Annotated in this window: 16 protein-coding genes; 10 read left to right on the forward strand and 6 right to left on the reverse strand. The window is 72.5% G+C overall.

The features are described 5' to 3' along the window. Nucleotides 1-98 precede the first annotated feature (98 nt). Together DEJ51_RS09065 and DEJ51_RS09070 are read left to right on the forward strand one after the other, a co-directional pair. Complete coding sequence (locus DEJ51_RS09065) at nt 99-707, forward strand: DUF3043 domain-containing protein (RefSeq protein ID WP_150257134.1); 609 nt, start codon at nt 99-101, stop codon at nt 705-707. Nucleotides 708-772: 65 nt separating this feature from the next. Then, nucleotides 773-1516, forward strand: coding sequence for a class I SAM-dependent methyltransferase (locus tag DEJ51_RS09070; protein ID WP_411757389.1), 744 nt, complete (start codon nt 773-775; stop codon nt 1514-1516). A 126-nt stretch (nt 1517-1642) separates the two neighbouring features. Here DEJ51_RS09070 and DEJ51_RS09075 read toward each other — a convergent pair whose 3' ends face one another. Beyond that, nucleotides 1643-1855, reverse strand: coding sequence for a hypothetical protein (locus tag DEJ51_RS09075; RefSeq protein WP_150257135.1), 213 nt, complete (start codon nt 1853-1855; stop codon nt 1643-1645). 165 nt (nt 1856-2020) lie between these two features. Between DEJ51_RS09075 and DEJ51_RS09080 the strand changes: the two genes are divergently transcribed. The 5 genes from DEJ51_RS09080 to DEJ51_RS09100 all read left to right on the forward strand — a co-directional run bounded on the left by DEJ51_RS09080 (nt 2021) and on the right by DEJ51_RS09100 (nt 8299). Next, nucleotides 2021-3226, forward strand: a complete 1206-nt coding sequence (locus DEJ51_RS09080) for a bifunctional adenosylcobinamide kinase/adenosylcobinamide-phosphate guanylyltransferase (RefSeq protein WP_150257136.1) — start codon at nt 2021-2023, stop codon at nt 3224-3226. Between the two features lie 94 nt (nt 3227-3320). Further along, on the forward strand, nt 3321-4385 hold the full coding sequence (gene cobT, locus DEJ51_RS09085) for a nicotinate-nucleotide--dimethylbenzimidazole phosphoribosyltransferase (RefSeq protein WP_150257137.1): 1065 nt from the start codon (nt 3321-3323) through the stop codon (nt 4383-4385). Nucleotides 4386-4468: 83 nt separating this feature from the next. Then, a complete protein-coding gene (locus DEJ51_RS09090) occupies nt 4469-6346 on the forward strand; it encodes a phosphatidylglycerol lysyltransferase domain-containing protein (protein WP_150257138.1) in 1878 nt (625 codons plus the stop codon). 53 nt (nt 6347-6399) lie between these two features. Then, nucleotides 6400-7044 (forward strand): hypothetical protein, encoded by a 645-nt coding sequence (locus DEJ51_RS34455; RefSeq protein WP_190620264.1) that lies wholly within the window; start codon nt 6400-6402, stop codon nt 7042-7044. A 76-nt stretch (nt 7045-7120) separates the two neighbouring features. Further along, nucleotides 7121-8299 (forward strand): sensor histidine kinase, encoded by a 1179-nt coding sequence (locus tag DEJ51_RS09100; RefSeq protein ID WP_150261783.1) that lies wholly within the window; start codon nt 7121-7123, stop codon nt 8297-8299. A 466-nt stretch (nt 8300-8765) separates the two neighbouring features. On the opposite strand, the gene DEJ51_RS09105 is transcribed toward DEJ51_RS09100, so the two are convergent. The 5 genes from DEJ51_RS09105 to DEJ51_RS09125 all read right to left on the reverse strand — a co-directional run bounded on the left by DEJ51_RS09105 (nt 8766) and on the right by DEJ51_RS09125 (nt 15473). Continuing rightward, nucleotides 8766-9578: an endo alpha-1,4 polygalactosaminidase gene (locus tag DEJ51_RS09105; protein WP_150257139.1), complete on the reverse strand. Its 813-nt coding sequence runs from the start codon at nt 9576-9578 to the stop codon at nt 8766-8768. Next, nucleotides 9575-10270, reverse strand: coding sequence for a spherulation-specific family 4 protein (locus DEJ51_RS09110; protein WP_223835722.1), 696 nt, complete (start codon nt 10268-10270; stop codon nt 9575-9577). The genes DEJ51_RS09105 and DEJ51_RS09110 overlap by 4 nt, the downstream gene beginning before the upstream one ends. After that, nucleotides 10267-11820 (reverse strand): hypothetical protein, encoded by a 1554-nt coding sequence (locus DEJ51_RS09115; RefSeq protein WP_150257140.1) that lies wholly within the window; start codon nt 11818-11820, stop codon nt 10267-10269. Before DEJ51_RS09115 ends, DEJ51_RS09110 begins: the two co-directional genes overlap by 4 nt. Next, on the reverse strand, nt 11817-13343 hold the full coding sequence (gene pelF, locus DEJ51_RS09120; RefSeq protein ID WP_150257141.1) for a GT4 family glycosyltransferase PelF: 1527 nt from the start codon (nt 13341-13343) through the stop codon (nt 11817-11819). The genes DEJ51_RS09115 and pelF overlap by 4 nt, the downstream gene beginning before the upstream one ends. A gap of 93 nt (nt 13344-13436) precedes the next feature. Continuing rightward, entirely contained in the window at nt 13437-15473 is a 2037-nt protein-coding gene (locus tag DEJ51_RS09125) for a hypothetical protein (RefSeq protein WP_150257142.1), read from the reverse strand. Nucleotides 15474-15818: 345 nt separating this feature from the next. Between DEJ51_RS09125 and DEJ51_RS09130 the strand changes: the two genes are divergently transcribed. The 3 genes from DEJ51_RS09130 (at nt 15819) to sucB (ending at nt 20897) form a co-directional block, all read left to right on the forward strand. Further along, nucleotides 15819-17357 carry a leucyl aminopeptidase gene (locus DEJ51_RS09130; RefSeq protein ID WP_150257143.1) on the forward strand — a complete coding sequence of 513 codons (1539 nt, stop codon included), beginning with the start codon at nt 15819-15821 and terminating at the stop codon, nt 17355-17357. 309 nt (nt 17358-17666) lie between these two features. Next, the gene (gene lpdA / locus DEJ51_RS09135) at nt 17667-19055 is read left to right on the forward strand and encodes a dihydrolipoyl dehydrogenase (protein ID WP_150257144.1); all 1389 of its coding nucleotides are present in this window, start codon (nt 17667-17669) and stop codon (nt 19053-19055) included. A gap of 54 nt (nt 19056-19109) precedes the next feature. Further along, nucleotides 19110-20897, forward strand: a complete 1788-nt coding sequence (sucB, locus tag DEJ51_RS09140) for a 2-oxoglutarate dehydrogenase, E2 component, dihydrolipoamide succinyltransferase (protein ID WP_150257145.1) — start codon at nt 19110-19112, stop codon at nt 20895-20897. The last annotated feature ends 130 nt before the right edge of the window (nt 20898-21027 follow it).

Genomic DNA, 21027 nt, shown 5'->3' on the forward strand with positions numbered 1-21027 from the left:
GGACGGGCCCACCGCACGTACCGTGCAAGGGGAAGGACGCCCGCCGTTGCCGGATCGTTCCCCAGCGGGGTGGGGCCCATGCCCGCAACCACGTAGGCTTGGGTTTTGTGTTTGGTAGCCGCTCCTCCAAGGAAGAGAAGGCCGCCGCCACCGACAAGGTGAGCGCCGACCTCTCGCAGCCCCGTGACCCGCAGGCCCCGAAGGGCCGCCCTACGCCGAAGCGTGCTGTGGCCCAGTCGCAGCGCAAGGCCGTGGTGGCCTCGACCGGCAACCGCAAGGAGGATGCCAAGCGAGCCCGTGAGCGCCGCCGCACCGAGATGGCCAAGCAGCGCGAGGCGCTGGCCAACGGCGACGAGCGCTATCTGCCGACCCGTGACAAGGGCCCCGTCCGCCGGTTCGTCCGCGACTACGTGGACTCGCGCTACTCGGTCGCCGAGATGTTCCTGCCCCTGGCGGTGGTCATCCTGGTGCTGAGCATGGTGCGCCAGCAGTCGGTCCAGAGCATCGCACTGACCCTGTGGCTCGTCGTGATCGTCCTGATCCTGCTGGACTCCATCGGCCTGGTGTTCCGCCTGCGCAAGGCCCTGGCCACGCGCTTCCCGGACGAGCCCCGCCGTGGCGCCGTCGCCTACGGTCTGATGCGCACCCTCCAGATGCGCCGCCTCCGCCTGCCGAAGCCGCAGGTCAAGCGCGGGGAACGGCCCTGAGCCGAGGGACGCCCGGCGCGTCGGGGGAAGGCTTCGCTGAGGGGGCACGCCTGTGGCTGGAGGGCCTGGGCGGACTGCGCAACGCGGTCCGGCAGGAACTCGTGGGCCGGCAGGTCGACGAGCAGATCGCGCAGCGCTTCCCGGTGGGGCAGCGGCTGCGGGTTCTCGACGTGGGCATGGGCCAGGGCACGCAGGCACTGCGGCTCGCCCGTGCCGGGCACAAGGTGACGGGCCTGGAGCAGGACCCGGGCATGCTCGCCGTCGCGCGTGAGGCGCTGGCGGCGGAACCCGAGGGGATCCGCGACCGGGTCAGCCTGCTCGAAGGGGACGGGCGCGAGACCGGCGCCCATTTCCTGCCGGGCAGTTTCGACGTGGTGCTCTGCCACGGGGTGCTGATGTACGTACCCGAACCGGACGCCATGCTGGCCGGGCTCGCCCGGATGCTGGCGCCGGGCGGACTGCTGTCCCTGCTGGTGCGCAACGGCGACGCGCTCGCCATGCGACCGGGCCTGGACGGAGACTGGAAGGGCGCGCTGGCCGCGTTCGACTCCACCGACTACACGAACCGGCTGGGCCTGGACGTCCGAGCCGACCGGCTGGCCGGACTGACGGCGACCCTGTCGGGGATCGGTGCCCCGCTGCAGTCCTGGTACGGCGTGCGCGTCTTCACCGACGGCACCGAGGCCGGCGACGTGCTGCCGCCCGACGAGGAGCTGGAGCGGCTGCTGGCCGCCGAGGACCGCGCCGGACGGACCGATCCCTACCGGGGTGTGGCGGCACTGCTGCACCTGTGCGGGGTCCGGGGCTAGACCGTCCCCGTCCGATTCATTTCGGTGCCGTGCCGGACGAGAGGGGCGGGCTCGGGGTACGTCCCCGGGCCCGCCCCTCTCGTCTGCTGCTGCTCGGCCCCCGGATCCGCGGGGCCCCCGGCAGGGCTACGCGTCCAGGGCGGCGCGCAGGCTCATCGTGTAGAGCTCGGTCCCCGCGTCGTCGGACAGCTTCACCTGCTCGACGCCGCCTTCCAGCAGGTCCTTCCAGTACTCACCGACCCAGGACTCCGCGTCCCCCTGCGTGGTGAACTCCTCGGGTACCACCGACGGGCTCGTCTCGGTGCCGTCGGCCGTCTCGAACCGCCACGTCCACGCCATGTCCGCCTCCGTTGCTCGCACACTTCCTGCACAGGGGTGCCGCGCCGACCGGGCCGGGCCCGCCGTGTCCGGCCCTGATCCGGCCCGGTCCACCCGGCACCCCCTCAGTCTGCCCGCAGAGTAACCGGGCGCGCAGCAGTCTCGGCGACGCGGGAGGATCATCCTGTGGAACTCACTCTGCTCGGCACCGGAACACCCGAGGGCCTGCCCCGCCCGGACTGCCCCTGCGCGGCCTGCGCCGTCTCCACCGGCTCGCGCGCCCGCGCCGCCACGGCCGTCCTCGTCGACGGGGCGCTGCTGCTGGACCTGACCCCGGGGGCGGTGCTGGCGGGCGCCCGGGCGGGACATTCGCTGGCCGGTGTGCGGCAGGTGCTGCTGACCCACCCGCACGACGGTCCCGCGGTCGAGCTGCCGCCCGGCCTGCCGGCCGCCGGGCGGGTGCCGGACGGGCGGGAACTGGCGGTGATCTCCGGGCACCGGGTGCGGGCGGTGCCGATGGACGCCCCGGGCACGGGGTACGAGGTGACCGGCCCGGACGGCGTCCGGCTGCTCTACCTGCCGCCGGGCGGGGCCCCGGCCGGGGTAGCCGACCAGGCCGGGCGGCGCCCGTACGACATGATCCTCATGGATGTGCTGGGCCGGCCCGGGGCGCTCGCGCGGCTGCGGGCGAGCGGCGCCGCGGGCCCGGCCACGGACGTGATCGCCGTCCACCTCGACCACGACACCCCGCCGGGCCGGGAACTGGAGCGCCGGTGCGCGGCGGCGGGGGCGCGGGCGGTGCCGGACGGGACGACCGTGATCGTCGGGGAGTACCGGGCGGTGCCGGAGCTGCCGCGCCGGACGCTGGTGCTGGGCGGGGCCCGCTCCGGCAAGTCCGTGGAGGCGGAGCGACGGCTGGAGTCCTTCCCGGAGGTGGTCTACGTGGCCACCGGCGGTACCCGGGACGGCGACGCGGAATGGGCCCGCCGGGTCGGCCTGCACCGGGAGCGCCGGCCGGGGAGCTGGCGGACGGTGGAGACGTGCGACCTGGTTCCGCTGCTGGCCGCGGCCGGCCCGCCGCTGCTGATCGACTGCCTGGCGCTGTGGCTGACGGACGCGATGGACCGGGCCGGGGCGTGGGACGACGCGGTGTGGGCCGAGAGCGGGCGGCAGCGGCTCGCCGAGCGGACCGCCGAGCTGGTGGCGGCCGTACGCGCGACCCGCCGTCCCGTGGTGCTGGTCAGCAACGAGGTCGGCTCGGGCGTGGTCCCGGCGACCGCCTCGGGCCGCCGTTTCCGCGACGAGCTGGGCCGGCTGAACGCGGCCGTCGCGGGCGAGTGCGAGCACGTGCTCCTCGTCGTCGCGGGCCTGGCGGCCGTGCTGAAGGAGTAGGCCGGGAGGGCGGCGGAACGGCTCGGCGGCGAGGTGTCCGACGGTGGTCGCCGAAGGCCTGAGGGAGGGCCTTACCGGCTGTACTCTCTGGCAGATGAGCACGCTGAATCTCGACGACTTCTCCGATCTGATCGAGCGCCCCGATGGGGGCGTCCGGCGTGACGCCGAGGAACGCCGTGAGCGCCTCGCCGTCCCGCCCGGCGCGCTGGGCCGGCTCGACGAGCTCGCCGAGTGGCTCGCCGCCGCGCAAGGGCGGGTTCCGGTCAGACCGATCGAGCGCCCGCGCGTGGTGCTGTTCGCCGCCGACCACGGCATCGCCGCCGAGGGCGTCTCCGCCCGGGCCGCGTCCACCGGCCACGAACTGGTGCGGTCCGTCCTCGAAGGGGCCAGCCCCGTGGCCGTCCTGGCCGCCCGGTTCGGCGCCACCATACGGATCGTCGACGCCGGGCTCGACTGCGATCCCGAGCTGCTCCCGGCCGACGTGACCGGGCACCGCGTCCGGCGGGGCAGCGGCCGGATCGACGTGGAGGACGCGCTGACGGCCGAGGAGGCCGAGGCCGCGGTGCGGCTCGGGATGCGGATCGCCGACGAGGAGGCCGACTCCGGAACGGATCTGGTCGTCCTCGGTGACCTGAGCGTGGGCGGGACCACCGTCGCCGCGACCCTGGTCGCCGCCCTGTGCGGAACCGACGCCTCGGTGGTCACCGGCCGCGGCGGCCTGCCCATCGACGACCTGGCCTGGATGCGCAAGTGCGCGGCGATCCGCGACGCGTTGCGCCGGGCCCGCCCGGTCCTGGGCGACCAGGTGGCGCTGCTGGCCGCGGTCGGCGGTGCGGACGTGGCCGCCATCACCGGATTCCTCCTCCAGTGCGCGGTGCGCCGTACTCCCGTCATCCTTGACGGTGTCGTTTCGGCCGCGTGCGGGCTGGTGGCCCAGCGGGCCGCGTTCCGGGCTCCGGACTGGTGGCTGGCCGGACAGGCCAGTGGCGAACCGGGCCAGGCGAAGGCACTTGACCGAATGGCGCTCAACCCCGTGCTCGACCACGGCGTCACAGTAGGTGAAGGTACCGGGGCACTGCTGGCCCTCCCCCTCGTCCAGGCGGCCGCCGCTCTCGCGGCGGAACTCCCGGAGCGGGCGGTGGAGGAGCCGACGGAATGAGCCGCCGGGGCCCCCGGTCCTGACCAGGCCGTGGCCCCCGACAGCACCATCACGGACAGCTGCGCCCCATATGATCGCTTTTTATGGGAGAGGTCCGTTTGACCAGCGCAGAGACCGACCGCACCGCCGTTCCGGCGAACGGTCCGTCAGCCGGCAGGAAAGGGACCGGCGGCGACCCCGCCGGCAAGGCGGCGGGGGACGCCCGGGAGACCGGCCGGGAGACCGGCCGGGGCAGCGCCCGTTCACGGCGCGGCGCCGCCTTCGCGGTGTGGTACCTGCGGACCGTCACCTTCGTCAACTTCCTCGGCGCGGTGTGGGTTTCGCTCGGGCAGGACCTCAGGCGCCACAGCATCGAGGACTTCTACACCCCGTACATGCTCACCGCGGGCTTCGCCTCCGGGCTGTTCACGCTGCTCCTCGCCGTGACCCTCGGCCGCCGCAAGCGGGCCTCCTGGATCCTGAACCTGGTCCTCAGCGGCCTCCTGGCCCTGCTGCTCGCCTACGCGCTCTCCACGCACGAGGAGATCCGCGAGCACGCGCAGAACTGGGTCTCCCTGGTCCTGACCGCCGCCTTCACGGGCGCCCTGCTGCTGAGCCGCCACGAGTTCTACGCCAAGGGCGACCGCTCCAACCCGACGCTCGCCAGCGCCGTCGCCGCCGTCGGCCTGCTCCTCACCTCGCTGGTCGCTGCCCTGCTCGTCGGCGCCACCAACACCTCCCCGCTCAGCGCCGAGTCCTCCTTCCCGCAGCGCTGGTGGTACGGCGTGATGCGGCTGATCACCCTGACGCCCGGCGAGCGGGCCTCCGAGGTGATCACCACGCCCGGCTGGGTGGACGTGGTGATCAACGTCATGTCGATGCTGCTGCTGCTCGCCGTCCTGTTCGCCGCCTTCCGCTCGCGCCGCGCCGTCGACCCGATCAGCGAGGCGGACGAGGAGCGGCTGCGGGCGCTGCTGGCCCGGCAGGGCGACCGCGACTCGCTCGGCTACTTCGCGCTGCGCCGCGAGAAGTCCGTCATCTGGTCCCCCACCGGCAAGGCCGCCGTCACCTACCGCGTCGTCGGCGGGGTCTCCCTGGCCTCCGGCGACCCGATCGGCGACCCCGAGGCCTGGCCGGGCGCCATCGATCCGTGGCTGGCCGAGGCCCGCGAGCACGGCTGGGTGCCGGCCGTGATGGGGGCGAGCGAGGAGGCCGGGCAGATCTACGCCCGGCACGGCCTGGACGCCCTCGAACTCGGCGACGAGGCGATCGTCGAGACCGCCGAGTTCACCCTGGAGGGCCGCGCCATGCGGACCGTCCGGCAGGCCTTCAACCGCGTCAAGCGGGCCGGGTACACCGTCCGCATCCGCCGCCACGACGACATCCCGGCCGGGGAGATGGCCGAGCTGGTGCGCCGCGCCGACGACTGGCGCGACGGCGCCACCGAGCGCGGCTTCTCCATGGCACTGGGCCGGCTGGGTGATCCCGCCGACGGCCAGTGCGTGATGCTGGAGTGCACCGACGGCAACGGCGAGCTGCGGGCCCTGCTGTCCTTCGTACCGTGGGGGCCCAAGGGTCTGTCGCTGGACCTGATGCGCCGGGACCGGGACTCCGAGAACGGCCTGATGGAGTTCATGGTCATCGAACTCCTCGAACGCTCCAAGGAGATCGGGGTCACCCAGGTCTCCCTCAACTTCGCGATGTTCCGGTCCGTCTTCGAGCGCGGGTCCCGGCTCGGCGCCGGTCCGGTGCTGCGGATGTGGCGCTCGCTGCTCAGCTTCTTCTCCCGCTGGTGGCAGATCGAGTCCCTCTACCGGGCCAACGCCAAATACCGGCCGATCTGGGAACCGCGGTTCATGCTCTTCGAGAAGAGTTCGGACCTGCTGCGGATCGGTGTCGCGGCCGGCCGGGCCGAGGGCTTCCTGGAGGCCCCCGGCCTTCCGAAGTGGCTGCACCGCAGACACCTGGAGACCCGCCGTTGACAGCGTGGAACACCTCCTCATTCCGGCGGTTCGCCCGCCGTGAGTGGGGACCCATGTTCTGGACCGTCCGGGACGCGCTCGTCCGCGACAGGTGGCGGGCGATCCCGATGACCCTCGGCGCGGTCTGTCTGACCTCGGTCTTCCAGATCGTGCAGAACACCTCGTGGGGGTTCCAGCCGGTCCAGGACCTCGGCTCGGTCAAAGCCGCCGACCCGCTCGGGCTGGCCCTCGTGCGCACCCCGCTGTCGCTGTTCGTCCCCGCCCTGGACCTGCCGGTGTGGGGGGCGCTGGCACAGATCCTGCTGGTCTTCGGAATCGCCGAGATCTGCATCGGCTGGTGGCGCACCCTGCTGATCGGCTACGTCGCCACCCTCGCCGGGACCACGTACGCGCGGATCGGGCTCTCCCTCGGGCCGGACCACCCCCTCGGCCTGCCGGTGTCCGACCGGATCGTCAACGACACCGGGCCGTCGGCGGCGGTGGTGGGGCTGGCCATCTACCTCTGCTGGCGCTACCGGGCCTACCTGACGGGCGCCGTGGTGATCCTGGCGATGATCGGCGAGGTGCTGGTCAAGGACAACCTGGCGGGCAAGGAGCACCTGGCGGCCATCACCGCCGTCATGGCGGTGTGCGTGGTGCGGGCGCGCTGGGGTCCGGTGCGGTCCCGTGTTCCGCTGGGGCCGCACCCTCCGCCGTAGGGGGCACCGGCGGACGAGGCCGTACCGTATCCGGGTGACGACAGACCTCGGGCGGTTCGCCCCCACCCGGCAGTGGATGCGGGCCCATCCACTCGCCACCGATGCCGTGCTGGCGTTCGGGGCGTTCGTCGCCATGGTCCTCGGCTCCTTCGCCGATCCGCACGGGCCGCACGGACCCACCTTCGGGACGCGCACCCCGGAGCCGTTCTCGCTGCTGCTGATGCTGCTCGGCGCGGCCGCCCTGGTGTTCCGGCGCCGACAGCCGCGCGCCGTGCTCGCCGTGACCTGCGGGCTGTCCCTGCTGGAGCTGACGACCGGGGAGCCGCGGGCACCCGTCGCCATGTGCACGGTGATCGCCCTGTACACGGTGGCCTCCCGCACCGACCGGCCGACGACCTGGCGGATCGGGCTGCTCACCATGGCGGGGCTGACGGGCGTGGCCATGCTCGCCGGGCCGCTGCCCTGGTACGCCCAGGAGAACATCGGGATCTTCGCCTGGACCGGGATGGCCGCCGCCGCCGGGGACGCCGTGCGCAGCCGGCGGGCCTTCGTCGACGCCATCCGGGAACGGGCCGAGCGCGCCGAGCGGACCCGGGACGAGGAGGCCAGGCGGCGGGTCGCCGAGGAGCGGCTGCGGATCGCCCGGGACCTGCACGACGTGGTGGCGCATCACATCGCCCTGGTCAACGTGCAGGCGGGAGTGGCGGCGCACGTCATGGACAAGCGCCCGGACCAGGCCAAGGAGGCGCTGGCGCACGTACGGGACGCCAGCCGGTCGGCGCTGAACGAACTGCGGGCCACGGTCGGGCTGCTGCGGCAGTCCGGCGACCCGGAGGCACCGACGGAGCCTGCGCCGGGGCTCGCCGTCCTGGACGAGCTGGTGGACACCTTCCGGCACGCCGGGCTGCCGGTGGATGTGGTCGTCCAGCTGGACGGGACGGGCGGGCCGCTGCCGGCGGCGGTGGACCTGGCGGCGTACCGGGTGATCCAGGAGGCGCTGACGAACGTCCGCAAGCACGCGGGCCCGGGGGCGAAGGCCGAGGTCAGTGTGGTCGGGGTCGGGCCGTCGGTGGAGGTGACGGTCCTCGACGACGGCGGTGTGGCGGCCGACGCGGCCCCGGAGCCGGTCGATCCGGGCGGCGGCCACGGCCTCCTCGGCATGCGTGAGCGCACCGGCGCCCTGGGCGGCTCCTGCTTCGCGGGCCCCCGCTTCGGCGGCGGCTACCGCGTCCACGCCATCCTCCCCCGGGGGTAGCGGCCCTTTCCGCCCCGGCACCACCAGCCCGGGTCCGGCCACCCCCGCCTCGGCCCGACACCTCCAACCTGGGTCCAGCAACCCCCGCCTCGGTCCGGCACATCCAGCCCGGGTCCGGCCACCCCCTCCTCCGTCCGACACATCCAGCCCGGGTCCGGCCACCCACGCCTCCGTCCGGCACATCCAGCCCAGGTCCGGCAAAACCAGCCTCGCCGGCGTTTGAGGCGCGGGTCCGGGCGGAGCCCGGTGCCCGGCGGAGCCGGGTTCCCTGGGGCTCCGCCCCAGACCCCGCGCCTCAAACGCCGGCGAGGCTGTTTTTGGCTCAGGCCCGCCTGCCACCGACGGCGGAGCTGGTTTTGGCTCAGGCCGGCCTGCCACCGACGGTGGAGCCGGAATTGGCCCCGGCCGGGTTGCGCCGGCGGCGGGGCTGACGGTGGCCGGGGTCGGGCTGAGAATGCCGGCCAGGCTACGGGCAGAGTTTGCGCCACGCGTCCAAGTCGTACCGTTTCTGCATCGAGCTCAGCTTCGCCGCGCGAGCGACCGGGCACCAGCGGTTCAGCCGGCCCTCGTACTCCACGTGGAACACCGCCTTGCCCGCGTCGGTGAACGGCGCGTACCGGTCGCACTCCTCGTACTCCACGCACTGCTCGTTCACCGCGAAGTCGAAGTCCCCGACCAGCTCCGGGATCTGGTCCAGGTCGTTCTTCAGCCCCACCGACATGCCCCGGTCGTGCGCCAGCCGGGCGATCAGGCGGTTGTACTTCAGCTGGTCGTCCGCCGTCAGCGGGAAACCGGACCGGTTGGTGTAGCCGTCCATGTTGTCGGGCTCCACCGCGTCGAAGCCCTTCACCTTGCACATGTCGAACCGCTTGCCCATCAGCGGTTCCAGTTCCGCCAGGGCCCGGATGTCCAGCCAGCGTTCGCCCTCCCAGCCGTTGCCCTCGCCGAGCAGTGCCTTCGGGAAGGCGCCGGCGTCCGGCCGGAAGTCCTCCCAGGCTCCGGTGGAGAGGTAGCAGATGGTCTTGCGGCCGTCCTTCTTCAGGGTGGCGACCTGCTCCTTCGTGGTGTTGAACCCGTCGACGTCGTAGACGGCCGCCTTCACCGAGGTGTCGAGCTTCCCGGTGAGCTGCCACTGCCAGCCGACCCCCGGTTTCGGCTGCCACCGCTGCCCCGGCGCCGGGTCGGGCGACAACTCGTCCCGTTCCGGTTCGGGCGGGGGGCTCGTACAGGCGGCGAGCAGCAGCAGCGGCACGGCCAGCAGGAGTGCGAGCTTCCTCATCCCGCCGCCTCCAGCGCGTACGGGAGGGTCCCCCAGGGGTGGGCTCCGCTGCCCGGGACGGCGCAGTGCACCCCCGCCCCGCGTTCGGTGGCGATCTCCTCGGCGAGCCGGGCGGCGAGCGCGCCCGGCGGGACCCCGTACACGAGGTGGCAGAACCGCTGGGCCGGATGGTCGGCGGTCCACGATGGTGCGGCGGCCGCGTCCCGGTAGGCGTCCCAGGGTCCCTCGAAGGTGACGAGCAGGTCGGCGAGTTCCGCGTAGCCGGGGTGCGGGTGGACCCCGTGGTTGAGGACGAGGGTACGGGCGCCCGCGGCCCGGGCGGCGACCGCGAGCCGCCCGTAGTGCGGGAGCAGTTCCGGGTCGGCGGAGGCCTGGTCGAGGAAGGCCCCGTCAGTGGCGTACCAGTCGCGGTGGCGCAGCAGGTCCTGCACCACCTCGGCGTGCGGGCGCCGCCCGTAGTCGGTGTCGGCGTATCCGAGGACGGGTACCCCGGCGTCACGCAGCCGTTCGGCGACGGCGGCGAACCGCTCGTCGCGGGCGGTACCCGGTCCGCTGTCGGGGTTGAGGACCACCGAGTGCAGTCGGCCGGCGGAGCGGATCAGCCGCTCCCAGGCTTCCGGCCGCTCGGCGGGATGCTCGTAGAGGGGCACCAGCAGCATGGGGTCCTTCTTGTCGGACGGACGGTGCGTCATCGGTGGGCGGTCGCGCGGCCGAGGAGCAGGCAGACCAGGAAGGCCAGTACGGTCGCGGCGGCGCCCGCCACCAGCAGCTGGACCGCCCGGGGCTGGCCGAGCCCGGTCAGCAGGGCGAGGCTCTGGGCGACGGCGGCCGAGGAGCAGACCACGGCCGCGGGCCGGACCGCCCCGAAGGACTGCAGGAGCAGACCGGTCCACATGACGGCCCCGAGCAGCAGCAGGGTGGCGATCCGGACCCCGGTGAGCATGGGGGCGTCGGGCCAGAGCAGGGTGCCGGCCAGCCCCAGGGCCAGCAGGACGGTCAGGTAGACGGCGAGGCAGCGGGTCAGGGTGGCGAGCATCCGACGGCGGAAGGCCCGGGGCGAGCGGGCTCCCTGGAGCCCGGAGAGGCTTCCGCTGCGGAACCGGTGGAGCAGCCATTCGGCCGGGCCCATGCTGAGGGTGAGGGCCACGGCGGAGGGGGCGGCGACCGCCTCGGCAGGGCCTCCGGCGAGGACCTCCCCGAGGGCGGCGTAGAGCACGAGCAGGCCGGTGCCGAGGCCGAAGACCCCGTAGGGGACCGAGTCCCCGATCCGGGGTCCGCGGGGTGCGAAGTCCTCCTCGGCGCCGCGCAGCATCTGCCAGCGCACGGGGCCGTGGCCGGGCCGTCGGGCCGCAGAGGCGCGGATCCGGCGCACGGCGGACCGCAGCCCGGCACGCAGCGGGAGTTCCCGCAGGGCCAGGGTGCAGGCGGCCAGCAGGGACACCACGAGCAGGGTCACCCGGACCGGCACGGGCAGGTCGACGAAGAGTGCGAGGAGTGCTCCGACGGCCATCGGGGCGAGGGCGGCGAGCAGGACCCGTTCCCGGCCGAGGACCAGCAGGACGGTGGCGGCCCCGACGTAGAAGGCCTGTCCGGCGGCGAAGGCGTAGGAGAACGGGGGCCCGCCGGGCACCGCCAGTGCGGCGGCGGTGCCGAGCAGGGCGCCCACGGGGGCTCCGACGAGCAGGGTCCGCCCGGCGGCTCGCCGGTCGCCGAGGCCGAGCCAGGAGTAGGCCCGGTGGGACAGGGTCTGGTCCCAGACCCAGCCGATGAGCGCGCCGGCGAGCAGGGTCAGGGTCCCGGCGGGCAGGCCGAGGCGGTCCTGCGGGCCTTCGAGCAGGGGCGCGCCGAGCAGGTAGGCCAGGCCGGGCAGCGCGAAGATCACCCCGCGCAGCAGGCAGGCGGTGAGGGAGACCTTCCAGGGGTCGGGGGCGGCGCCCGGCTCCGGGAAGGAGCGGGGCACGCGGGCGTAGAGCTCCTCGGCGAGGGCGAAGGAGTCGCGGCGGCCGTAGGTGAGCCGGATGTACTCGTCCGTCATGCCGTCGGATTCGAGGATGGCGGCGATCTCGTCGGGGTGGACGGCGGAGGCGACGAACACGTCGAGGCGTGCGGCGAGTTCGTCCATGGGGTCGGCGGCGGCGGTGACGCCGGCTCCGTCGCCGTCGTGGCGCGGCCGGGGGATGGCGGGGAGCGTGTCGGATCCGGAACCGGAGCCGGGCGGCTTGAGCCAGAGGGATCCGCTCACCACAGGCTCCCGTCGGCAGCGAGTTCGCGGTACCAGGGATCGGCGAGCCGCTGGGTCCATTCGTCGCCCGCGTGGACGGGCAGGACGGGCTGACCGGCGAGTTCGCGGTAGATGTGCCGGAAGCCGTCCACGGACTGGTGGAGGGTGAACTTCTCCACGACCCGCCTGCGGGACATCCGGCCGAGCTCGGCCCGGCGTTCGTCGTCGCGGAGCAGGGCGAGGGTGGCGCGGGCCATGGTCTCGGGCTCGCGCGGCGGTACGACGAGGCCGGTGTCGCCGACGGCCTCGCGGACTCCGCCGACGTCGGTGGAGACGGTGGTGCGGCCGCAGGACATGGCCTCGATGATGCTGAAGGGGAAGCCCTCGCTGATGGAGGAGAGCATGACGACGCTGCCGGCCGCGTAGGCCTGGGCCACCTGCTCGATGCGGCCCTCGTAGGTGATCCCGTCGGTCACTCCGAGTTCGGCGGCGAGCTTCTCCAGGCGCAGCTTGTACTCCTCGCAGCCGGCCGGGACGGGGCCGAAGAGGCGCAGCCGGAGGGCGGGCAGTTCCTCGCGCATGAAGGCGTAGGCCCGGATGAGGGTTTCGAGGTCCTTGATCGGGTCGATGCGGCCGCACCAGCTGAGGGTGGGCACGTCGGGTTCGGGTCCGGCCTCGGGGAAGGCGTGCGGGTCGACACCGTTGTAGACGGTGCGGATGCGGTCGGACTCGGCGCCTCCGCGCTCCTCCCAGCGGCGGTTGTACTGGTTGCACGGGGTGATCAGGTCGGCCTGCCGGTAGCCCTCGGTGTTGAGCTCGCGGTAGAAGCCGAGCATGAGGGCCTTGACGGGCCAGCGCTGGGCGGCGCTGCGGTAGCCGAGGTAGCGCTCGCGCAGGTAGATGCCGTGCTCGGTGAGCAGGAAGGGAACACCGTCGAGGTATTTGGCGGCGAGGGCCGGGAGGGTGGCGAGGCCGCTGCTGACGGCGTGGGCGACGCTGTCGGGCGGGATCCGGACACCGAGCGGGCGCAGTGCGTGTTCCAGCAGGTCGGTGGCGGTGAGCGCGTCGTGGATGGTGGGCGCGGCCTCGGCGGTGGCGAGTCCGGGCCGGGTCCATACGGTCATCAGCAGGCGCAGGACCGATTCGGAGCGCAGGGCCGGTGCGAGCTTTCCGGCCCGGGCCAGGACGGCCAGTTCGCGCAGGGCCTCGGAGAAGCTGTGGCGGGCCGGATCGGGCTCGGGGTCGAGCAGGGAGAGCAGGAAGCTCTCGTAGACCTCGGTGAAGCGGCGGTGGGCCCGGCCGCGCAGGGACGACCGGCGGATGCGGGCCGGGAGCGGCCCCCAGAGCGGGAAGGCGGTGTGCCGGTAGACGTTGCGGGGCAGTTCCCAGGTGACCGGCTCGCGTCCGGAGCCGGTCAGGGCTATGACGTTGAAGTCGACCTCGGGCATACCCCGGACGAGTTGGTCGCACCAGGTGCTGACGCCCCCGTGGACGTGCGGGTAGGTGCCTTCGGTGAGCATGGTGACGTGACGCCCATGACTCATGCGGTGTGTCCCCCCAGGACGGAAAAGGGGCCGGCGCCCGTGGGTTCGCGGAGCGCCGGCGCTAGGTGGTACTCGTGGTGGCTTGCGGGACGGTCAGCTGGGCAGCTTGAGCGTGACGGCGCTCTGGAGCAGCTCGGGACCGGCCCAGGCGGAGCGGGTACCGGCGTAGGCGGTGCCGAAGTCGGCGGTGCCGAGCAGCAGCTGCTTCTTCGTGCCGGTGGGGGCGGTCACCGGGGCGACGACCCCGGACGGCGCCTTGATGGTGACGTCCTTGCCGATGCGGTAGGCGGTGACCTTGCCTTCCGCGAGGGCCTTGTCCCAGGCGGCGCGGCGCTGGAACTCGACGCCGGTGTCCTTCATGGACTGGTTGACGATCGGCGCGCTGGGGGCGTAGAGGGCGCGGTAGGTGTCGAGGACCTGGTTGAGCACCGGGTAGAGGGTGCGGTCCTCGGCGAGGTTGGACTGGTGGACGTAGTGCGGCCGCGGGTCGTTGGCGAGGACGTGGCGCAGGGCCGTGCGGGCCTCCGCCGGGACGATGGTGTCGAGGTAGCCGGTGTTGACGTTCAGCGGGGCCGGCAGGCAGGTGGAGGTCGCCGGGTTGTCCTCGCAGATGCCGCTTCCGCCGTGGGCTCGGCTGGTGTAGATCCAGTTGTACTCGTCGGCCATCTCGGCGTTGGTGCCCGTGTTGTAGTACACGTTCATCGGGTGCCGGGGGACCGTGAGGGCCGCGCCGACCGCGCGCTGCGCGGGTTCGCGGGAGTTGTCGCTGCCCGCCCACTTGACCCCGTTGTCGGCGAGGGCGCCGGCCAGGTTGGGGTTGTCCACGGGCTGCTGCGGTGCGGTCTTGAGGCCGGAGTGCTCGCCGGTGACCAGTTCGGTCTTGTCCGTGGTGATGCCCTTGGCGGCGGCCCAGTTGTTGTTGTCGCGGATCTGGGCGGAGATGTCGGCGCGGCTCATGTACTGGATCGCGCCGGCGGCGTTCTTCGTACAGGTCCACGGGGTGACGGCGGTGTTCTGGACGCAGCCGAGGAACGGGTGGGTGTAGGTGTGGTTCATCCACCGGTACTTGGCGCGGTCGGCGACGAGCTGGGCGGTCAGCGCGTCGACGCCGCCGTTCTCGGCCTTCCACTCCTCGCCGGCGCCGCCGTTGAAGAGCATGTCGAGCTTGAAGTTCTTCGACGTCTGCCACTGCGCCGCGTACACGGCGTCGGCGGCGCTCATCCGGATGGTGCTCTCCTTGCCCTCGCCGCCCGCGCAGGCGTAGTCGCCCGGCGTGCAGTTCAGGTCCTTGTTCCAGCGGGCGTCGGGGGCGAAGACGTCGTCGACGTGGACCGCGAAGTAGTTGCGGCTCTGGCCGAGGTGCACCCCCTGGGTCAGCCAGTCGACGATGCCGCGGGCGAGCAGCCGGAACTGCTGCTGGTACTGGTTGTAGCCGAAGGTGACGACCAGTTCGCTGCGGCCGTCGTGGGTGTACTCGCCGACGAGCGAGGCCCGGCCGGAACCGACGGGCGCGTCGACGTAGCTGGTGTAGCCGGGGCGCGGCTTGCCCATGAAGCCGAAGCTCTCGGGAACCAGGGCCGAGTTGTCCTCGAAGGTGACCTGGCCGCCGAGGTAGGCGAACGGGCCGGCCTTTCCGGCGGTGGTGACGGCGGCCTGGGTGCCGTCGAGCTGGCCGCTGTAGCCGCCGTTGTCGGTGTATTCCAGCCCGACGCCCGGGTGGGCCCAGGTGTAGGCGTCGACCTGGCGGATGCCGTACGCCGTCTCGTAGGCGGTGAGGGCGGCCATCTCGGCCGAGCCCTCGCCGAACGGGTTCTCGTTCGGCAGGACGACGCCCTGGTACTTGGCGCGCGGACGGCCGGTCGCACTGTCGGCGGGTTCGCTGAGGAAGCCCGCATTGATGACCGGGCGGCCGCTGCTGCCCAGCTGGACGCGGGTGTAGGGCACCCCCGTGTCGCGGAGTTCCGCGGTGATCGCCTCGACCGAGCTGCCGCCGTCGTCGACGACGAGCACCTTCAGGTCGATGCGCGGTGTCACGGCCGCCGTGGCGGTCGCGGCGGGTACTGCTACGGACACCAGGGCTGCTGCCGCCATCATCGCGGCGACCCTGTTCATCCGGTTCTTGTTGACCATATTCGGCCTTTCCCCCCGCAGGCGTCCCTCGATCCGGCCCTGGCGGACAGCCGGGCCTGGGAGGCTCTGTGGAAATCATGCAAAGGAACCCCGCGTCCCCTTGCGAGAGTGGACCGAGTCTTTCGGACCTCGTCAGGTCTACGAGGCAAACCTGGAGCAGAGTCCACAGATGGGTGAACCTGATGGCCTCTTGATCGAACAACTTGCCAAACCTTCGAGTGACGTACGGACGAGCGCGTACGCGTAGGCTCATTTCTGGCGGCTGTCGGGCCCGAATACGATCGCTACGGATGGCCGTCCACCCACTCGGCCCACACACACAAACGGAAGCGAGACTTCACCACCGTGACTGCTCTGACTCTCAGCACTGCCGGCGCGGCGACGCTCCGCGCCGACGCCCTCGTGGTCGGCGTGGCGAAGGGCCCCAAGGGACCGATCGCCGCCGCGGGCGCCGAGGCCGTGGACAAGGCGTTCGACGGTAAGCTCGCCGGCGTCCTCGACGCGCTGGGCGCCTCGGGCGCCGAAGGCGAGATCACCAAGCTCCCGGCCCCGGCGGGCCTCAAGGTCCCGGTCGTGCTGGCGGTGGGGCTCGGCTCCGTCCCCGAGAAGGACGAGTCGTTCGACGAGGAGGTGCTGCGCCGCGCCGCCGGCGCCGCCGCCCGCGCGCTGCACGGCAGCAAGAAGGCCGCCTTCGCCCTCCCGCTGGAGGACGCCTCGGCCGTCACCGCCGTCGCCGAGGGCGCGCTGCTCGGCGCGTACGCGTTCACCGCCTACCAGGGCGGCGAGAACAAGGTCCGCAAGGAGGCCAAGGGCGCGGCCCCGAAGGCACCGCTGGCCGAGGTGGCCCTGCTGGGCGCCAAGCCCCGCGACAAGGAGCACAAGGCCGCGATCGAGCGCGCCGCGATCGTGGCGGCCGAGGTCAACGTCGCCCGTGACCTGGTGAACACCCCGCCGAACGACCTGACCCCCGAGGCCTTCGCCGCGGTCGCCTCCGCGGCCGCGAAGGAGAACGGCATCAAGGTCCAGGTGCTGGACGAGAAGGCCCTCCTCAAGGGCGGCTACGGCGGCATCATGGGCGTCGGCAAGGGCTCCGAGAACCTGCCGCGCCTGGTGAAGCTCACGTACACGCACCCCAAGGCGGAGAAGACCCTGGCCTTCGTCGGCAAGGGCATCACCTACGACTCGGGCGGCATCTCCCTGAAGCCGGCCGGCCACAACGAGACGATGAAGTGCGACATGGCCGGCGCCGCCGCCGTCTTCGCCTCCGTCGTCGCGGCCGCGAAGCTGGGCCTGCGGGTGAACGTCACCGGCTGGCTGGCGCTCGCCGAGAACATGCCGTCCGGCTCCGCCACCAAGCCGGGTGACGTGCTGCGCATGTACAGCGGCAAGACCGTCGAGGTCCTCAACACGGACGCCGAGGGCCGTCTCGTCCTCGGTGACGCGCTCACGAAGGCCTCCGAGGACAACCCGGACGCGATCGTCGACGTCGCCACCCTCACCGGTGCCATGGTGCTCGCCCTCGGCGACCGCACCTTCGGGATCATGGCCAACGACGACGCCTTCCGCACGTCGATCCACGAGATCGCCGAGGAGGTCGGCGAGTCCTCCTGGCCGATGCCGCTCCCCGCGGAGCTGCGCAAGAGCATGGACTCCCCCACCGCCGACATCGCGAACATGGGTGTCCGCATGGGCGGCGGCCTGGTGGCCGGCCTCTTCCTGCAGGAGTTCGTCGGCGAGGGCATCACCTGGGCCCACCTCGACATCGCCGGCCCCGCCTTCCACGAGGGCGCGCCGCACGGCTACACCCCCAAGGGCGGCACCGGCTCCGCCGTCCGCACCCTGGTGCGGCTGGCCGAGCGCACGGCCACGGGCGACCTGGGCTGACCGCCCCGTTCGATGTGATGTGACGCACCCCGGGCCGGGTCACGGCCCGGGGTGCGTCCGTCTCACGACGAAACCTGAAGGAATCGGTGGGTATCCCGGTACGTACCTACGCAGCGGTAACCCCTGGTCCGGGAGGATCGCCCGATCACATCGTGGGCCCGGCGTCCCGTGTTCCCCCGACAAATGCGAAGATGGGTTCTCGGCAGGACAGGGCCCCCACCACAGGGCCGAAGAAACAAGCGGCCGTATACCAGCCGCCGCCCGGTCACTGAGGACCGGTGCCCGGCGCACATGCATGGAGGACGTGACGTGGCGAACGACGCCAGCACCGTTTTCGACCTAGTGATCCTCGGCGGTGGCAGTGGCGGTTACGCCGCGGCGCTGCGCGCATCCCAGCTGGGTCTGGACGTTGCCCTGATCGAGAAGAACAAGCTCGGTGGCACCTGCCTGCACAACGGCTGCATCCCCACGAAGGCTCTGCTGCACGCGGGCGAGATCGCGGACCAGGCTCGTGAAGCCGCCCAGTTCGGTGTCAAGACCTCCTTCGAGGGAATCGACATCGCGGGTGTCCACAAGTACAAGGACGAGGTCATCTCGGGCCTGTACAAGGGTCTGCAGGGCCTGGTCGCCTCCCGCAAGGTGACCTACATCGAGGGTGAGGGCCGCCTGTCCTCCCCGACGTCCGTCGACGTGAACGGCCAGCGCATCCAGGGCCGCCACATCCTGCTGGCGACCGGCTCCGTGCCGAAGTCGCTGCCGGGCCTGGAGATCGACGGCAACCGCATCATCTCCTCGGACCACGCGCTGGTCCTGGACCGCGTGCCCGAGTCGGCGATCGTCCTGGGCGGCGGCGTCATCGGCGTCGAGTTCGCCTCGGCGTGGAAGTCCTTCGGCTCCGACATCACCGTCATCGAGGGCCTCAAGCACCTCGTGCCGGTCGAGGACGAGAACAGCTCCAAGCTGCTGGAGCGCGCCTTCCGCAAGCGCGGCATCAAGTTCAACCTGGGCACCTTCTTCGACAAGGCCGAGTACACGGAGAACGGCGTCCGCGTGACGCTCGCCGACGGCAAGACCTTCGAGGCCGAGGTGCTGCTGGTCGCGGTGGGCCGCGGCCCCGTCTCGCAGGGTCTGGGCTACGAGGAGCAGGGCGTCGCGATGGACCGCGGCTACGTCCTGGTCGACGAGTACATGCAGACCAACGTGCCGACCATCTCGGCCGTCGGTGACCTCGTCCCCACCCTCCAGCTCGCGCACGTCGGCTTCGCCGAGGGCATCCTGGTCGCGGAGCGTCTGGCCGGCCTCAAGGCCGTCCCGATCGACTACGACGGTGTCCCGCGCGTCACCTACTGCCACCCCGAGGTCGCGTCCGTCGGCATCACCGAGGCCAAGGCCAAGGAGATCTACGGCGCGGACAAGGTCGTGGCCCTGAAGTACAACCTGGCGGGCAACGGCAAGAGCAAGATCCTCAAGACCGCGGGCGAGATCAAGCTCGTCCAGGTCAAGGACGGTGCCGTGGTCGGCGTCCACATGGTCGGTGACCGGATGGGCGAGCAGGTCGGCGAGGCCCAGCTGATCTACAACTGGGAAGCTCTGCCGGCCGAGGTCGCGCAGCTCATCCACGCGCACCCGACCCAGAACGAAGCGATGGGCGAGGCCCACCTGGCGCTCGCCGGCAAGCCGCTTCACTCCCACGACTAATTCGTCACGGGCGCGACGACCACTTCCGCACTTTCGTTAGGAGCAACTGAAACCATGTCGGTTTCCGTAACCCTTCCGGCGCTCGGTGAGAGCGTCACCGAGGGCACTGTCACCCGCTGGCTGAAGGCCGAGGGCGAGCGCGTCGAGGCCGACGAGCCGCTGCTCGAAGTCTCGACCGACAAGGTCGACACCGAGATCCCCTCCCCCGTGTCGGGCATCCTGGCCTCCATCAAGGTCGCCGAGGACGAGACCGTCGAGGTCGGCGCCGAGCTGGCCGTCATCGACGACGGCTCCGGCGCTCCGGCCGCCGCAGCGGCTCCGGCCGCCGAGCCGGCCGCTGCCGCCGAGGCCCCCGCGGCCGCTCCGGCTCCGGTCGCCGAGGCCCCCGCGGCCCCGGCTCCCGCCGCCGAGGCGCCCGCCGCCGCCCCCGCCGGTGCCGCTTCCGGCACCGATGTCGTGCTCCCCGCCCTGGGCGAGTCCGTCACCGAGGGCACCGTCACCCGCTGGCTGAAGCAGGTCGGCGAGTCCATCGAGGCCGACGAGCCGCTGCTGGAGGTCTCGACCGACAAGGTCGACACCGAGATCCCCGCGCCGGTCTCCGGCACGCTGCTGGAGATCCTGGTCGGCGAGGACGAGACCGCCGAGGTCGGCGCCCGTCTGGCCGTCATCGGCGTCGCCGGTGCCGCCCCGGCCGCTCCGGCTCCGGCCGCCGCTCCGGCCCCGGCTGCCGCTCCGGCTCCGGCCGCCGCTCCGGCTCCGGCTGCCCCGGCTCCGGCCGCCCCCGTCGCCGCCCCGGCCCCGGCCGCTCCGGTCGCCGCCCCGGCGCCGGTCCAGGCCGCCGCCCCGGTGGCCGCTCCGGCTCCGGTGACCCCGGCTCCGGCCGCCGCCCCGGCCGCTCCGGCGTCCGCCGGTGACGAGGCCGCGTACGTGACCCCGCTGGTGCGCAAGCTCGCCTCGGAGTCCGGCGTCAACCTGTCCACGGTTTCGGGCACCGGCGTCGGTGGCCGCATCCGCAAGCAGGACGTCCTGGCCGCCGCCGAGGCCGCCAAGGCCGCTGCCGCCGCCCCGGCTCCGGCCGCTGCCGCTCCCGCCGCCAAGGCCCCGGCCGCCGCGGTGTCCGAGCTGCGCGGTCAGACGGTCAAGATGACCCGCATGCGCAAGGTCATCGGCGACAACATGATGAAGGCCCTGCACTCGCAGGCTCAGCTCAGCTCCGTGGTCGAGGTGGACATCACCAAGATCATGAAGCTGCGCGAGAAGGCCAAGGGCGCGTTCCTGGCCCGTGAGGGCGTCAAGCTCTCGCCGATGCCGTTCTTCGTCAAGGCCGCTGCCCAGGCGCTGAAGGCCCACGCGGTCGTCAACGCCCGGATCAACGAGGACGAGGGCACCATCACCTACTTCGACTCGGAGAACATCGGCATCGCCGTGGACTCCGAGAAGGGCCTGATGACCCCGGTCATCAAGGGTGCCGGTGACCTCAACCTGGCGGGCATCTCCAAGGCGACCGCCGACCTGGCCGCCAAGGTCCGCGGCAACAAGATCACGCCGGACGAGCTGTCGGGCGCGACCTTCACCATCAGCAACACCGGCTCGCGCGGTGCGCTCTTCGACACGGTCATCGTGCCCCCGAACCAGGTCGCCATCCTGGGCATCGGTGCCACGGTGAAGCGCCCGGTGGTCATCGAGACCGCCGAGGGCACCAACATCGGCATCCGCGACATGACGTACCTGACCCTGTCCTACGACCACCGCCTGGTGGACGGCGCGGACGCGGCCCGGTACCTCTCGGCCGTCAAGGCGATCCTGGAGGCCGGCGAGTTCGAGGTCGAGCTCGGCCTCTGAGCCGAACGGCTTGTAACCAGCCTCACTGTCGGCGCCCCCGTCCGGGATACTCCCGGGCGGGGGCGCCGCCGTATTGTCTACGCATCAGGCCCCGCCGTGTCCCTGCACACCCACCAGGAGATGAAGCCCC

Origin of the sequence: Streptomyces venezuelae (assembly GCF_008642275.1) — a bacterium.
In the GTDB taxonomy this organism is placed as follows: Bacteria; Actinomycetota; Actinomycetes; order Streptomycetales; family Streptomycetaceae; genus Streptomyces; species Streptomyces venezuelae_E.

Excerpts from the sequence above, each read along its gene's own strand:
- DEJ51_RS09075 (WP_150257135.1), bottom strand. The coding sequence starts at position 1,855 with ATGGCGTGGACGTGGCGGTTCGAGACGGCCGACGGCACCGAGACGAGC.
- cobT (WP_150257137.1), top strand. The coding sequence starts at position 3,321 with ATGAGCACGCTGAATCTCGACGACTTCTCCGATCTGATCGAGCGCCCC.
- DEJ51_RS09090 (WP_150257138.1), top strand. The coding sequence starts at position 4,469 with ATGGGAGAGGTCCGTTTGACCAGCGCAGAGACCGACCGCACCGCCGTT.
- DEJ51_RS34455 (WP_190620264.1), top strand. The coding sequence starts at position 6,400 with ATGTTCTGGACCGTCCGGGACGCGCTCGTCCGCGACAGGTGGCGGGCG.
- DEJ51_RS09100 (WP_150261783.1), top strand. The coding sequence starts at position 7,121 with ATGCGGGCCCATCCACTCGCCACCGATGCCGTGCTGGCGTTCGGGGCG.
- DEJ51_RS09105 (WP_150257139.1), bottom strand. The coding sequence starts at position 9,578 with ATGAGGAAGCTCGCACTCCTGCTGGCCGTGCCGCTGCTGCTGCTCGCC.
- DEJ51_RS09110 (WP_223835722.1), bottom strand. The coding sequence starts at position 10,270 with ATGACGCACCGTCCGTCCGACAAGAAGGACCCCATGCTGCTGGTGCCC.
- pelF (WP_150257141.1), bottom strand. The coding sequence starts at position 13,343 with ATGAGTCATGGGCGTCACGTCACCATGCTCACCGAAGGCACCTACCCG.
- DEJ51_RS09125 (WP_150257142.1), bottom strand. The coding sequence starts at position 15,473 with ATGGTCAACAAGAACCGGATGAACAGGGTCGCCGCGATGATGGCGGCA.
- sucB (WP_150257145.1), top strand. The coding sequence starts at position 19,110 with ATGTCGGTTTCCGTAACCCTTCCGGCGCTCGGTGAGAGCGTCACCGAG.